Here is a 15,410-nt window from a genome sequence, read left to right as displayed (position 1 = left end):
AAGGAGGTACAACTGGTTCCAGTTTTTTACAAATGGAGGAAGTCCGTCACGATCGGGCGGTAGCTTTTCTATTTCTTTCATGATTTGGGAGTAGAGGCCTAGATTATTATCCAATTAGGATTTTGATAAAACTACAACGGTTTTGCATTATATTTCGCATACTTTTCCTTGTTTTTTATATAATTTGGGGGTTTTAGAACCAAATTAACAATTGTTAAGAAAATCAGCTGAGGTACTAACCCACCACAGGCCTCAAGGAAAGAATCAACCTGTGCCGGGTAACCTACTTGGCTGTATGCTGATGATTGATAGCAAAATACTACTATGGATAAAATACCTATCATAATCGACTGCGACCCGGGGCATGATGATGCGTTGATGTTGATGCTCGCCTTTGGGAGCGGCCGTTTCGACGTCAAGGCAGTCAGCACCTCGGCCGGCAACCAAACCCAGGACAAGACCCTGGGTAACGCCCTCAAACTTTTAACGCTCATAGGCCAACGGGTACCCGTTTTTCGAGGAGCTGAAAAACCGCTGCACCGCGAATTGATTATCGCCGATTATGTGCATGGGGAGACGGGGCTAGACGGCCCCGAACTACCCGTCCCTACGTTCGAACAGGAGTCTACTCCGGCCGCTGAGGGCATAGCGCATATTCTAGAGGCTAGTTCGGAGCCTATCACGATAGTACCCACAGGCCCGCTTACCAATATAGCCTTACTACTTTCGACTTACCCGCATTTAAAGCATAAAATAAAACGGATATCCTTGATGGGGGGTGGGATATTCCGAGGGAATATGACCCCCTTGGCCGAATTCAATATTTATGCCGATCCGGAGGCAGCCGCTATCGTGTTTGAGTCGGGAGTTCCTATTACCATGTGTGGCTTGGACGTTACCCATAAAGCCCTGGTTTACGCCGAGGACATTGCCCGGTTTCGGGCCATTGGTAACCAGACCGGAACAGTTGCTGCTGGCTTGCTCGATTTCTTTTCTAAATTTTATAGAGAAAACCGTACCGAGCTCCATGGAGGTGCGGCCCTACACGACCCCTGTGCCATAGCCTGGTTGATGGATCCGGAGATGTTCCAGTCCAAGTCCTGCTATGTGCGTGTAGAAACCCAGGGAGCCTATACCACGGGGGCTACGGTAGTCGATTTTTATCGGGTTCTTGCTCAAAAGCCTAATGTAGAGGTGGTCTACGACTTAAATAGGGAGCGGTATATCGATCTGCTCGCTACGTCTATAGCCGCCTTGCCCTAAGCTTTCGGGATTAAAATAGGATAGAGGCCTGTGCTGGGTAGTATGTACCCAGCACAGGCATATGCTTCTTTATTGTCTGTCTTTATCCAGAATTTTATCCTTCAAAAGAATCTTTTCTTCAGCCTTCGTCACGTCTTTCATCATCGTAAATTTGTCACGGATTGAGCCGTCGGAGCAAATCCATTTCAATTGTAACTTATTGCCTTGCACTTCCAGTAACACGGCACCCCCTATCTGGTTTTCCGAAAAATACATGGCATCGTGTGGATAGCTGTCTTCGTGACCACCTAAAGCTCCCGACGAGCCACTTACCACATATACCGTTCCTTGGTTATTGTCGGTTTTCTTGAGGTATGGGGCCGAATTTTTGCTTTCATCATAAAGAGCTGAAGAGGCACTAAGGTTATATTTTTTGGCATCGAAGGTAGCCTCTTTACCATAATGACCCTTCATCAGTCGTGAGCGTTCATATACATGGCTATGGCCGCATAGCACGAGGTCTACACCGAATTCCTCGAGGTTATGGATGAAATTCTCTCTAATGGCCGTCAACTCGTCGTCGTCGTCGGAGTTATGGGACCCCATGGTATAGGGAGGATGGTGCCAATAGGCCACTACCCATTTGCTTTTATTGGCCTCAAGGTCCTTTCTAACCCATTCGGTCTGCTGGCCGAGTTGGTCGTACATAAAATTACCTACCTGGTCGGGCCCATAAGAATCTAGCGATAAGAAATGAACATTGCCGATATTATAAGAGTAGTAGGCCTGGGTGTTGGAAGCTACTCCTCCAGCTTCCCCTTGGGTGGGCATGCTGAAATTTTGATAATAGGCCATTTTGTGCGCATCTTCTGCCGAAGCAGAGCGGAAGTCTCGGTAATCGTGGTTGCCAGGAGAGGGGAATAAGGGGTATTTCTTGAGCAATTCATCTTTGTATACATTGAAAAACTTGGCTTGATACTCGGCATCAGTACCGTCGCCATAGGCATTATCCCCCATTAATATCCAGGCGTTGATGCCTTCATCACCGATGGCTTTGATCATCTGGTCACGTACCAAATGCTGGTTGACGGAGTTGTTACCACAGTCGCCAAAGCCGGCTACCCGAATTAGCTGTTCGCTACCCTCCTCAGGTAAGGTGTAGAAAAAATTGTTGGCATCGCCTTGTAAGGTCGTATCCGCTAGGTTTCCTATACTATAGTAGTATTTGGTATACGGCTGCAGGTTGCTGAGCTTAACGATATGCTCCGATACTAGGGTGGAGTCGTCCACAAACTTCGTTAGCTGGTCGGGACTTTCACCGTATTGCACCCGGCTTCTGTCGTAGGAATCGGTCCTCCAGCGGACGGTCATACTGGTAGGAGTAGCATTTTGAAGGTAAGGGCCGCGTAGCAATCCTGCTTGAATACCTTTTAAGTGTTTATGTTTTTGAATGTAAGGGATTTCCCTTTGGGCCTGCCCCAACCCCAGCAGAGGAAGTAAGGCGAGCAGTACGATTTGAATGAGTCGGAACGATTTGTTGTACATGGTTATTCAATTAATAATTATGGGTAAAGGTTTTTGGGTTATCAGTTAAGGATTCCATAAAGGCAACCAAATTTTGTATCTCGGTATTAGTAAGCTCCAATGGGAGGGGGGATAGGGTCTGATGTGGAATGTCTAGACCTATTCCTACGCCTCCTCCTTCATTATAGAAGTCGACCACTTTTTCCAAGCTGCTAAAGGCGCCATTATGCATATAAGGCGCCGTTTGTGCCACATTTCTTACTGTAGGGGTTTTGAAAGCCCCCTTATAATAAGGGACACGATATAGATCGTAACGGCCTTCATCGGGGTCGACGCTGGGGTGTTCCAGATCCTCGTTTAGTGGGGTGCCTAATATCTCTATTTCGGAAATGTCGAAGAGTGGTGGGAGCAGACCATTGAAATATGGAATGAAATGGCAGGTGCCACATTGGGCTTTGCCCATGAATAGGTTGAATCCCGCCTTCTGACCTTCATCCAGGGCGGTAGGGTCGCCGGCGATATATCGGTCAAAATCCGAAGAAAAGGGCGCTAGCGTACTGACGTAAGCAGTTAGGGCGTTCGTAACCTGGGTCATCGACACGGCCTGGCCAGCACCATAGGCCTGGGTGAAGCCTGATTGATAGGCCGGTAAAGTTCTTAAATAGGCCAAAAGTTTTAGGCTATCCGCCCCCATTTCTAGCGGATTAAAAAGTACATCCAGTGCCTGTTGGTCCAGGGAACCGGCACGTCCTTCCCAAAACTGAATGCGCTGGTTAGCCGAATATAGCAGGGTGGGGGTATGACGTTTGAGCTTTTCATGAGGGTTCATGGACTTACTCCTAGCCAACCCATCCTGAAAATAGAGGCTGGGGATATGGCAGGTAGAGCAGCTAACCCGACCATCGGCCGACAGGGCTGGGTCCATAAAAAGCCTTTCACCCAATTGAATAAGCACGGAGCCTTTTTCATTAGGGGTATTTTGTTTTTCAAATAGTAGCGCATCTTTGGCAAAAATATTGGGCGTGTTTTCGTTTAGGAAGATACTACTATTGGTATACAGGCCACGAGTACGAGCAAAGGCATCCAAGGCCTTTTGGAATGGAATGGCATAGTCGGTATAAAATTGGAGTCTATCGAAACGGTCGAAATCTTGATGGTTTTTAAAATACATTTCAGAAGCCATGAGCAGACGATCTATTTCAGCACCGCGGTCATCTTGCAAATACGGGTGTAAAACCTCCCGGAAGGCCTTGGTAGCTTGAAAAGCCTCGGCAATCCCAGTTTTTAAGAGTGGAGCGTCGTATCCACTCACGTAAAGGCTCATAATTCGTAGCCATTCGAGCCGGATACTTTCCAGAATTTGGGCGTCGGTAAGTTCAAATTGGTAGAGCAAGGCCGGTAAATCGGCCACTGCCGCATGTAAGACTCGTGCTACTTGCACGAGTTCGGCCTTATACGCATACGCATCGTTTTCGAATAATAAGGACTCGATTTGCTGTAGGCCCATGGGCTCAACATACTCTAAGGTAGGCTCTTCTACCTCGGTAACTGGGGCGGCATTGTACATCCGCGTTTCGCTGGGGAAAAAGTAATTGGTAAAAAAAGCAATTCTTTTGTAGGCAAGTCGGCATGCGGCCAGTTGTTGTTTGGCTTCATGTACCGACGAGCTATCCGCTGTTAGGTTGTTAAGAGCGGTAAGTAGGAGGTCGGTACGCGTAGCGAAAATTTTGGCTTCTGATTTGAAGAAGAGGAGGGTCTGGGTAGTAGCTATGGGTTCCTTCCACTGGAACGACTGTGGTCGCTGGAAGGAGATTAACAAATAGGCTGGTATTAGCAGTAAAAGCAACTTTTGGTAAAACGACATTCTGGTATTATTGCTGTATGCTACTATACTCCATAAAGTAACTAAAGGACTAGTTTGGCAGAAATGGAATCGCGAACGAGTCGATAGGAGCGGGGGGCAATAAGGTGGAGCGGGTCTGTTGGCCGGCAGAGTGGTATGGGTGCCGGCCAACAGGGCGAGGTCAGTCTTCGGCGGTTAAGGTTATGCCATCATCTGATATTCGGATGCGGCCTTGTTTATAGAGTCCACCGATAGCCTTTTTAAATAGCTTTTTGCTCATGCCTAGGCGGGCATATATGTCTTCAGGAGAGCTTTTGTCGCCAAGGTTTAAGAAACCACCACTCGCTTGCAACTGGTCCAATATAGTTTTGGCATTGGGCTCAACGGCTTCATAGCCTATTTTTTGAAGACTAATGTCGAGCTTGTTTTCCTCCCTTATTTTTTTGATGTAGGCCTTTCGGGTGTCTCCTATGCTGAGGTCGGTGAAGATTTCATTATCATAAACGAGACCTTTGTGAAACTGGTTGACGATGACGTTATACCCGAGGTCGGTTTTACTCCAGACCAATATTTCCACTTCGTCACCTTCGGCCACCGTCAAGCGATCATTTTCCAGAAACCTGTCGATTTTAGTGGAAGCGATAAGCCTCGAAGATTTTTGGTCCAAATAAAGAAAAACTACATGTTTTTCTCCTACCTGTAAGGGAGTGCTTTGTTCTCTGAAAGGCACGAAGAGGTCCTTTATCAGGCCCCAGTCCATAAATGCGCCATGTTCGGTGACGTCATTGACCTCCAAAACGGCAAACTGGTTGCGGATGATCTTGGGAGTCTCTGTAGTGGCAACGGGGCGATGTTCCGAATCCTGATAAACGAAAACACGAATTTCATCATCAATCTTCATGTCCTCGGTGATGTACTGGTTGGGCAATAAAACTTCTTCCCCTTCTACTTCACTTAAAAACATGCCGACACTAGTGACGCGTTCTATCGTTAAATTATTGTATTTTCCTATAAAGAGCATTTCTGCTAAATGTTATGTTTGGCAACAAAGATACCAGTTAGGCGGTTAGAAATCATTCATCATCGCCAAAGTTGTCTTCCTTATTCCCTTTTTGTTTCTCTTTGCTACGATTAAGTCGGTACGAAAAGCTCAAAACCACTTGACGGGGGCTCCATTGGAATTCGGAACGAGAGTAATAGCCAGCGCTTTCTACGATGCGTCTTCTCTTTTGGGAGTTGAGTAGATCCCTGACACTGCAGCTAATGGTCCCATTTCCTTTAAGTATATCCTTGGCCAAGCCCAAATCCAAGGCATACATGGCTAGGTCGCGCCCTTGGGTGGTTTTACGTGGCGCATGGTAGTTCAATGCCGCTTGGAAATCCACATTCTGGAATAAGGTCGTGCGAGACGTCATCCGGCTGTTCCAGGAGTAGGTGTCGCTTTTAAGGATCTGATCGTTGAACTGGCCTTGATTTTGGCTCCTAAATAAGTTGGCATTGGCACTTAGCTTCCACCAGGGGAAGGGGTCGTAAGTAAGATTAAACTCAAGGCCATAAGAGTCGCCCGTCGATAAATTAATGGGCATAGTCGTTGTAAATCCCGTACTATCGACGCTCGTTATATACTCAATAACCCCTGTTCGCCGACGATAATAGGCGCTGGAAAGCAGAGTGCCTTTTTCCATGTTGATCAAATGACCTACTTCATAGGAATGGGTATATTCAGGATTTAGCTCAGGATTTCCAGCCCTAAAGACCCTAGAGTCACTAAAGTTTGAAAAGGGCAATAAATTACGAAAACCAGGGCGGCTAAGCCTATAACTGTAGCTCAATTGCAAGGTTTGTTTTTTATCGATCTGATAGGATAGATGTACACTCGGGAAAAGGTTGAAATATTTTCTGGTGTTGGTCTGGTTGGTTTTCTTAAGCGTGGTGGTGATGTCCGACAACTCACCCCGCAACCCAGCTTGGGCGAAGAACTTTCCGAATTTGTTGCTTCCCATGAAATAGGCGGCATGAATTTTCTCATCATAAGCCAGATAATTGTCAAAATCGGATAAGATTTGCCAGTTGTCCGATTCGTTGAGCTGATGAACTGAAAAGTCGTTGTCTAATAGCCGGATCGAGCTCTTAAGTCCAGCCTCCATCTGGCCGTCTTCTCCAATGGGTTGAATATAATCGGCCTGAAGGAGAAACGTTTTCTCATCTTCTGTATTGAAGGACCTTTGTCGTAATACCGATGATTCACTTAGCGCATATTGCCGGTATTGGGCCGATTCCGTTTCATCACTGATAATGTATTTCAGGTCCACATTGAAGCTTTGTCCCTTTCTTTCGAAGGTCTTTTTGTACATCAAATTCCCCTCTAGGTTTATACTAGGCTCCTTTTCTATTTCCTCCCTAATGACGGTATTGGTTAGTTCGTTATTCTGATTGAAATCCAGATATTCTAGGTTGGAGTTGTTTTTGTTTTGAGAGTAACGAAAGGAGAAAGTCGTGGTCAGGGTGTTGTACTGATTGGCGAAGTAATCCATACCGAAGGTACCCGTATTGGAGAGTCCGGTTCGGTTTCGTCGGTTGGTCTGTTGGTAAACGAAACTGGTATCGGCACTGGTATAGGCTTGTTCGGAGTTGCCGCGCCCCGGACGGTCTCTGTAGCTGAGGCCATAACTGGCAATCAGATTGGTCTTGTTTTTACGATAATTGATATTAAATGAGCCCCCATAATTGGCAGGATGGCCCAAATTCGCCACAAACGAGCCGTTGAGTCCGTAGCGTACATTCTTTTTCATCACTATATTCAGTATCCCCACTTCCCCTTCGGCGTCGTATCGCGACGATGGGTTGGTGATTACCTCTATGCTTTCGATGAGATCGCCAGGGATTTGTTTCAATGCCTCTGCCGGGTTTAAGCCGATCATTCCCGACTGTTTTCCATTAATCAAAATTCGCACATTTTGGCTCCCTCTTAAAGCCACGTTGCCGTCCACGTCGACGGTTACCGAAGGAACGTTGTTTAGAATACTGGAGGCACTACCTCCAATATTACTCAAATCCTTCCCGACGTTGAAAACTCTTTTGTCGAGCTGAAGCTCCATCTGGCTTTTTTCTCCACGAACGAGTACCTCCTCTAATATTTGGGATGAGCTCGTCATGGTGATAATGCCTAGGTCCATGTCGGCAACGGTGAGGGTAAGGTTACCGATTACCTGATCCTGATGCGTAAGACTGCTTATATTCAGGTAATAGGCTCCAGGAGTCGTTTCTATGGCGAATGCCCCATCTACCTCCGTGGTAACACCTGTATGTAGCGTAGAGTCGGCACTGTGGTACAAAGCCGCAGTAGCAAAAGGAACCGGTTGGTCGCTTTGATCGACCAATTTTCCCACGATTCGCCGTTTTTGCTCCTCTTGAGCGAATGCATCGAAGAGTACACATTGGGAAAATATGAGGAAAGCGAAGAGATTTTTCATAGACTTTTTTCTGTTAGTAAGCAAAAACCTTACCAAAGCTTATCAGTTGGGGCCGCGCTCCATCTGATAAGCTTTCCTGACTGTTCAAAATTAGAATTTAATGGTAAGTTCGCACTAAATAGTCAGATATTCTTAAAACACTGAAAAGAACTATAATGTTTAACACGCCGATTAATGAGGCAATGTCTTTTTATTGAAACTCAATTGGCCAGTTGGTTGCTGAGACGATTCAGTTCTATTTCGGCAGATTTGGCCGCATAGTTTAGGTTTACAAGCTTATAACCGGCCTCTTCAAAACTTTTTTGAGCCTCTCTGACGTCAATAATTGTGGCCTGAATGAGCTCGAAACGCATCAGGGTAAGGTCCAATAGTTTTTTGCTCAGCTCGTAATTTTCTTGTTGAATGGTAATTTGCTCCAAGGAACTTTTGTAAGTTTCGTACTGCTTGATAACCTCTGAGCTATAGTCCCGCAAGAGTATGTTTTTTTGGGCTTTGGCATTTTGTACGTCTAGCTCGGCCACTTGCTTTTGGCGCCTGAATACACTTCCGTTATAGATAGGGACCGCTACGGTAACACTTGCATTGGGTCCTATCGTCTGGTTTAAGAGGGTAAAGCCCGCCGTACTTTGGTTGCGAGAATAATTATAGCCTAGATTCAGCCGAACGGTAGGGTATCTTAATGCCGCTGTTTCTTTAACCAATTGCTGGTTGATCTGAATTTGCCTTTCTGCCGCCTGATAGGTTGGGTTTCGTTCCAATCCTTCAAGAATGGCTGTGAGGTCGATATTGCGTGCTAATACGATGGTGTCTTTTACTGCGATTTCGATGGGGGAATCTAGGGCCATGATATAGCGCAGCTGAGTTTTGGAGGTTTTCTCGACCATTTCCTGCTCCATTAAGGTCTGCAGAAGGGTGTTAAGATCTATTTGGGCCTGGAATATATCCGAATTATTGGCCATGCCTGCCTCCTTTCGAACCTCAAGAATTTCCAGACGTTTCTGGGAGGCCGCTATAGATGTCTTTATAGTAGAGATATAACTTTTTTGTCGCACCACGTCATAATAACTAGCCATTACGGAGGCCAAGGTGTTTTGTAGTTGTTCTTGCAGCGACTCCTGACTTTGGAGTTGTTGATATTCTAGTCTTTTTTTTGCTGCCACTACTCGGTGACCATTATAGAGCAGTATGCTTCCCGCTATGCCGGCCTGGGTGTTATTGACGGTAGCTCCCTTCTTATTGGTTTCATTGCCATTATTGAGCTTTTGGTTGAGGTTGGTGATTTGCTCGGTGTTCGACAGGGTCCCCGCCACAGTCGGTAAGCCTCCAGCGACTCCATAATGATTCAAAAGGGTGTTGGCTTCCAACGTATTTTTGGCTATTTCAAGTTCATAGCTATTTTTTACGGCAAGGTCCAGAGCGTCTTCCAGGCTAAGGTACAAGGTATCCACCGGAGTTTGGGCCCGAGCGGACAAGGTTATCGTGGTGAGCCAGCCGATGATTAGGATATATTTTAGGCGAGTAATAGGGTTCATGAATAGGTAGCTTAGGTAGTTTTTAAATGATATTTTTATATGCAAAAGGAGAGGTAGGCCCTAGGTTTGTTGGATTTCCTGAATCATTTTGGCTTCTTCGGTTATAATTTCGTGCTTAGGCGATATAAAAGTGTAGATCGCCGGTATCACAAATAAAGTCAGTAACAAAGAGAACATGAGGCCTCCCACAATAACGACCCCCAAGGGAACCCGACTGGTGGCCGCTGCTCCTAGGCTCATAGCGATAGGCAAGGCGCCAAAGGCTGTGGCTAGGCTAGTCATCAAAATTGGTCGTAAACGTTGGGTTGCCGACTCCACCACCGCTTTGAGTCGGTCTTGGCCCTGTTCTCTCTTTTGATTGGCAAACTCCACGATGAGGATACCATTCTTGGTGACCAGTCCTATGAGCATGATCATCCCTATTTGAGAGAAAATGTTGATCGTGAGGTTGAAAAGGTATAAACTTAAAAGTGCTCCTGCCAGGGCTAAAGGTACCGTAATCATGATAATGAAGGGGTCGGTAAAGCTTTCGAATTGCCCCGCTAGTACGAGATAGACCAATAGTAGGGCTAAGCCAAATGCAAAACTGGTGTTAGAGGCACTCTCCTCATAGTCGCGAGATGGGCCGCTGAGAGAGGTCTGAAAGCTCTCATCTAGCAATCGGCTGGCTATGGCCCGCATGGCTACTACTCCATCGCCCACCGTTTTTCCTTCTGCCAAGGAGGCCGACAGGGTCGCACTTTTATAGCGATTGTAATGGTAAATGGTAGGTGGGCCACTTTCCTCTTGGAGATTTACGACCGATGAAATGGGGATGTTTTCACCAGCGTCATTGCGCACATAAAGTTTTTCAATATCGGCAGGCGTCATTCTACTCGATTTTTTGACCTGCCCTATCACTTCATATTGCTGGCCATTCATAATGAAATAGGCCAATCTTCTCCCGCTGAAGGCCGCTTGTATGGTAGCCGCTACATCGGTGGTGGAAAGTCCTAGATCCTTGGCCTTGAGGCGGTCGATGGTCAACTGAACCTCTGGTTTGTTAAACTTGAGGTTGGCATCAACATTCTGAAAGGTAGGGTCTTTCCGAACCTCCTCTAAGAATACGGGTAATACAGCACTCAGCTTCTCAAAGTCCAGATTTTGTAATATAAACTGAACTGGAACGGCCCCTCTGGATCCTATACCTACGGCAATGGTTTGCTCTTGAGTAGCGAAAATTCTAGAATTATTGAATTCAGGAAGCTTTTTGCTAATCGCCTGGGCTATTTCGTTTTGGCTCCTAACGCGCTCAGAGGCGGGTACCAGTCCAATTCGCCCAAATGCACTGTTCATACCCGACCCACCAAATCCTGGAGTAGCCGTAAATATAAAGGCCTTTTCGGGTATGGAGTCGTTGAGGTAATCGCTAAGTTCATCGGTTATTTGTTGCATTTGCAAAAAACTCGTTCCTTCTGGAGCCGTCAGTGAGAACCTAAGACTGTTACGGTCTTCCATGGGAGCCAACTCACTGGGTAGGTTCGTATAGGTAAACCAGATGATGCCGCCACAGGCGAGCACCAATACCCAGGCCATCCAGCGTACCCGCATAAAGGCCTTCAGTAGTCGATTATAAATGGACTCCATCCCCGTGAAGAAGGGTTCTGTCTTGTTGTAAAACCAACCGTGTTGTGCATTTTTGCGATTCAAATAAACGTTCAATACCGGGGTGATCGTCAAGGATACAAAGGCAGATATCAATACCGCCGAAGCTACTACAATCCCAAACTCTCGGAAAAGGCTTCCTACAAATCCTTCTAGAAACACGACGGGAAGGAAAACTACGGCTAGGGTTAAGGAGGTCGATATTACCGCAAAAAATATCTCTCTACTCCCTTCTAACGCGGCCTGTCGGATGGGCAGGCCCGACTCGAGCTTACGAAATATATTTTCGGTGACCACGATACCGTCGTCGACTACTAGTCCGGTGGCCAGTACAATGCCCAAGAGGGTAAGGATGTTGATCGAGAAGCCAAAAAGGTACATCACGAAAAATGTGGCAATCAACGAAATAGGAATGTCGATCAACGGACGGACGGCTACCAAAAAATTCCTAAAGAAGAATAGAATCACGATCACCACGAGGCTAAAGGCGATAAAAAGGGTTTCCTCTACTTCTTCGAGCGACTGGCGAACCAAGCTGGTATTATCAATAAGGACATTAAATGAAATGTCCGATTTGTTGGATCGTCTGATGTCGTCGAGCCGTTTATTAAACTCATCGGAGATCTTGATATAATTGGCTCCAGGTTGCGGAATTACTGCTAATCCTACGGCATACACGCCATTGTATTTCCAGCTTTGTTCTTCATTTTCGGGGCCAATCTCCACCTTAGCCACTTGGCTTAGCCGCACGATACCCGTATCATTGTTTTTGATAATCAGGTTTTTAAAATCCTCTTCGGTCTGGAGCCTGCCTAAGGTACGGATCGTTAATTCGGTGTTATTACCATATATTTTCCCAGCGGGGAGCTCCACATTCTCTTGATTGAGGCTCGTGCTGATATCGTTAAAAGATACGTTGTAGGCGCTCATCTGGTCGGGGTCTATCCAAAGGCGCATGGCATAACGTTTTTGACCAAAAATATTGATGGCACTAACGCCATCGATGGTCTGCAGGCTTTGTTGAAGCACGTTTTCTGCATATTCGCTGAGTTCCAATAGCCCCTTGGACGGGCTCTGAACGGCCAATAAGAGGATGAAATCGCTGTTGGCATCGGCCTTGCGCACCACCGGTGGGGCGTCTATGTCCTGAGGGAGGTTTCGTTGGGCCTGGCTTACCATGTCGCGGACATCGTTGGCAGCAGCCTCCAAATCCGTCTCTAGGTTAAACTCGACCGTGATGCTACTCGACCCTATCTGACTCGAGGAATTGATGCTTTTGATGCCTGGAATACCATTGATACTCTTTTCTAGAGGCTCGGTAATCTGACTTTCGACAATATCGGCATTGGCGCCGGTATAGCTGGTGCGGACGTTAACGATGGGTGGATCGATGGCCGGGTAATCGCGAAGGGAAAGGAAATTGTACCCCACCACGCCAAACAATATAATGAGTAGATTCATTACAATGGCTAATACCGGTCGTTTTAGGGATAATTCGGAAATGTTCATAACGGGGTTCAGGAAGTTGTGGTTGGCTTATTCGCTGGGTGAGGTTTCCAGCTTCTTCACGCTACGTATCTGCACGGGGTTGTCGGGCCGGGTAAAAAGTACGCCAGATACCACTACCGTGTCTCCCGGTGTTAGCCCCGTTACCACCTCTATATTATCCGACTGCCGATCACCGGTTTCTACGACTACATATTTGGCCTTTCCGTCTTTTACAGTAACAATTTTTTTGCTTTTCGCTTCCGGTATGATACAATTGGTGGGTACCAATATAGCAGATTTTAATCCACTAGCATCTAAATACACCTTGGCAAATGCCCCAGGGTTCGCCTGGCCGTCCAGAAGGATCGCCCTTACCGTTATGTTACGGGTGTTGAGGTCAATAGACGGCTCTGTGGCAATAATTTTTGCCTTGTGTAGGTTGCTTTCTTGTCCGCCCAAATTGACACTTACTATTTTTCCTTTTTGAATATAGCCTTTATAAGTTTCGGGTACCGTAAAGTCGATACGCAATTGATTGAGTTGTTGAAGACTGGCAATTACCGTGGCTGGAGTTACCACACTGCCCTCACTAACCTTCCTGAGGCCTATGGACCCCGTAAAGGGGGCTTTAACGATCGTCTTGTCGATCATCGCTTGGGTATATTCCCTATCGGCCTTCAGCGTATTGAGTTGATTGAATGCCAAATCATATTCCGACTGATTGACACCGCTGATGGCGATCAATTTTTGAAGACGCTTCTCGGTCTTCTCTGCCAGGTCTATTTGTACGTCAATTTTCTTTAACTGGGCCAATAAATCCGCATTATTTATTCGGGCTATGACGGTCCCTTTCTTGACGATCTGCCCCTCGGGCACGTTCACGTAAGTAAGCAAGCCACTCACTTCAGGCTTTAATTCGGCAAACTCATGGGCTACCACGGCCCCATTAATTTCCACGTTTTCTTGGATCAGCTCCTTTTTGGCAACGATTACATCCACAATGGTGGCTGCGTTCTTTTTGCCTTTCTGGAAAGTATCTTTTTTCTCCCCACAGGAACTAGCCAATGGAATAAGGAGCGGTAATAGCAGCACTCCCGCAATTTGAGCCAGGGTGTGGCGTTGCTCAGGAAACACCCGCGGTTTGGATAAAAGGTTCATTAGGTTGGGTTTAGTAAAGTTATATTTTCGGTCTTTTCTTCCTTTTTACACAACGATCATTAGGCTCTGTTGTAGGGTTGTACTGCTTAATAATTGGGCCAATATGGGCTACTTTTGGCTGGCTATTGATCTTTAAATGAAAGGGCATCAGCCAATACGTTTACTCATGGTTGCTTGTTCAAAATAAATTTACTGTAGCCCCTTGCCATAAGGGCCATTGGTTATGGTTACATAGCGGCAATGACCTGCAATAAGGTGTCACATTTTAATTCCGTTTCATTCCATTCATTTTCTGCATTTGAGTCTTCGGTGATACCTGCCCCTGCATAAAAGGTGGCCAGATGGTCTTTGAGATGGACAGTTCTTAGATTGACAAAAAGTTTGGTAGCCTCTTCTATATTAACTGGGCCCAGAAAGCCGCTGTATAGCTTTCGGTCAAACCCCTCTTGAGCGCTTATAAAAGCCAAGGCCGACTCTTTTGGGGTACCACATATAGCTGAGGTTGGGTGGAGTAACTTCAGCATGACGGACCCTAGTTCTTCAAAATGAACCTCGTGGGCATTAACCTCAAAGTCGGTTCGTAGGTGGTAAAGATTGCCCGCTTGCGTGCTCTTAGGGCCGGTTTCCAGGTACTCTCTTAGCCGTATTTTCTTGAAACATTCTACAATATAACGACTTACTAGGGCATGTTCTTCAATCTCCTTTTGCCCCCATCTGATCTCATTTTTTTGAATATTTCCTCCCTTTGAATCGATGGCGGGTTGAGTACCCGCCAGTGACATGGTTTTAAATGTTCCGGCATGGGTTGTGGAGAGGAGCAGCTCCGGGCTAGCCCCTAGCCATAGCTCTTTTTGCTTAGGAAGATTCACCAACGATACGAAGGCATGGGGGTATTGGCTTGTCAATTTCTGAAAGGCTTTTATGGCTTCAAAATGATCGTCGAACCCTAGTTGTTTCGTTCTCGATAGTACAACCTTTTGAAATTCTCCTTTTTCTATGGCCGAAACGGCCTTCTGAACATTTGAGATAAAATGCCGCTTATCATGGGCCGAAGTTTGGGCTTCTATAGGCCAAAATTTCGGTGTAACACTTTGGGAAGGAGTTGTTTTGCTACATTTTTCGGCTTCCTCCATGAGCTCAACTATTTTGGGGTGGTCTTGGTCGTGCGCGAAGGGGTCTACTTTCGGTGCCGTTCCGGTCATGGCGTAGTCCATTAGCAGGTCGCCCTCCATAAAGCTCACCGGCTGAGTGCTATTCCATAGAAAAGGCGCGATCATAAAGCCTGGTGGGAGCTTGTCCAGATCGGGCTCTACCATCCTAAGGTCGGCGTTGAACGAAACGAGCACTTTGATAGACGACTCGTAAGGGAGTTTCCAGACCGCCCCTGGGAGTCCCAAATTACTAATGGCCTGCCAAATGGTTTCCATTTTATAGTCTTGCAGGCTGCGTGTTACTTTCGGATGTACTGCAATCATTTACACGTATACGAAATAAATCTGTTGATGA

General features: G+C 46.4%; 9 protein-coding genes. 1 reads left to right on the top strand and 8 read right to left on the bottom strand.

The window, feature by feature from the left end; genetic code table 11:
- Positions 1-324: 324 nt before the first annotated feature.
- On the top strand, positions 325-1,263 hold the full coding sequence (rihA, locus tag CLV98_RS14505) for a pyrimidine-specific ribonucleoside hydrolase RihA (protein ID WP_109675145.1): 939 nt from the start codon (positions 325-327) through the stop codon (positions 1,261-1,263).
- Positions 1,264-1,332: 69 nt separating this feature from the next.
- Here rihA and CLV98_RS14500 read toward each other — a convergent pair whose 3' ends face one another.
- The 8 genes from CLV98_RS14500 to CLV98_RS14465 all read right to left on the bottom strand — a co-directional run bounded on the left by CLV98_RS14500 (position 1,333) and on the right by CLV98_RS14465 (position 15,379).
- Positions 1,333-2,787, bottom strand: a complete 1,455-nt coding sequence (locus CLV98_RS14500) for a purple acid phosphatase family protein (protein ID WP_109675143.1) — start codon at positions 2,785-2,787, stop codon at positions 1,333-1,335.
- Between the two features lie 10 nt (positions 2,788-2,797).
- The gene (locus CLV98_RS14495) at positions 2,798-4,630 is read right to left on the bottom strand and encodes a cytochrome-c peroxidase (RefSeq protein ID WP_109675141.1); all 1,833 of its coding nucleotides are present in this window, start codon (positions 4,628-4,630) and stop codon (positions 2,798-2,800) included.
- 160 nt (positions 4,631-4,790) lie between these two features.
- Positions 4,791-5,630, bottom strand: a complete 840-nt coding sequence (locus CLV98_RS14490) for a CvfB family protein (protein ID WP_109675139.1) — start codon at positions 5,628-5,630, stop codon at positions 4,791-4,793.
- A gap of 52 nt (positions 5,631-5,682) precedes the next feature.
- Positions 5,683-8,082 carry a TonB-dependent receptor gene (locus tag CLV98_RS14485; protein WP_109675137.1) on the bottom strand — a complete coding sequence of 800 codons (2,400 nt, stop codon included), beginning with the start codon at positions 8,080-8,082 and terminating at the stop codon, positions 5,683-5,685.
- Positions 8,083-8,282: 200 nt separating this feature from the next.
- A complete protein-coding gene (locus tag CLV98_RS14480) occupies positions 8,283-9,614 on the bottom strand; it encodes a TolC family protein (RefSeq protein WP_109675135.1) in 1,332 nt (443 codons plus the stop codon).
- Between the two features lie 60 nt (positions 9,615-9,674).
- Positions 9,675-12,767, bottom strand: a complete 3,093-nt coding sequence (locus CLV98_RS14475) for an efflux RND transporter permease subunit (protein ID WP_109675133.1) — start codon at positions 12,765-12,767, stop codon at positions 9,675-9,677.
- Between the two features lie 27 nt (positions 12,768-12,794).
- Positions 12,795-13,904, bottom strand: coding sequence for an efflux RND transporter periplasmic adaptor subunit (locus CLV98_RS14470; RefSeq protein ID WP_109675131.1), 1,110 nt, complete (start codon positions 13,902-13,904; stop codon positions 12,795-12,797).
- A gap of 227 nt (positions 13,905-14,131) precedes the next feature.
- Entirely contained in the window at positions 14,132-15,379 is a 1,248-nt protein-coding gene (locus CLV98_RS14465) for a chorismate-binding protein (RefSeq protein ID WP_109675129.1), read from the bottom strand.
- Positions 15,380-15,410: the final 31 nt, after the last annotated feature.

This window comes from Dyadobacter jejuensis (genome assembly GCF_003149085.1).
GTDB classification, from domain to species: domain Bacteria; phylum Bacteroidota; class Bacteroidia; order Cytophagales; family Spirosomataceae; genus Dyadobacter; species Dyadobacter jejuensis.
The sequence above is the reverse complement of the archived record's forward strand: the minus strand, read 5'-3'. Positions and strand labels throughout refer to the sequence as shown.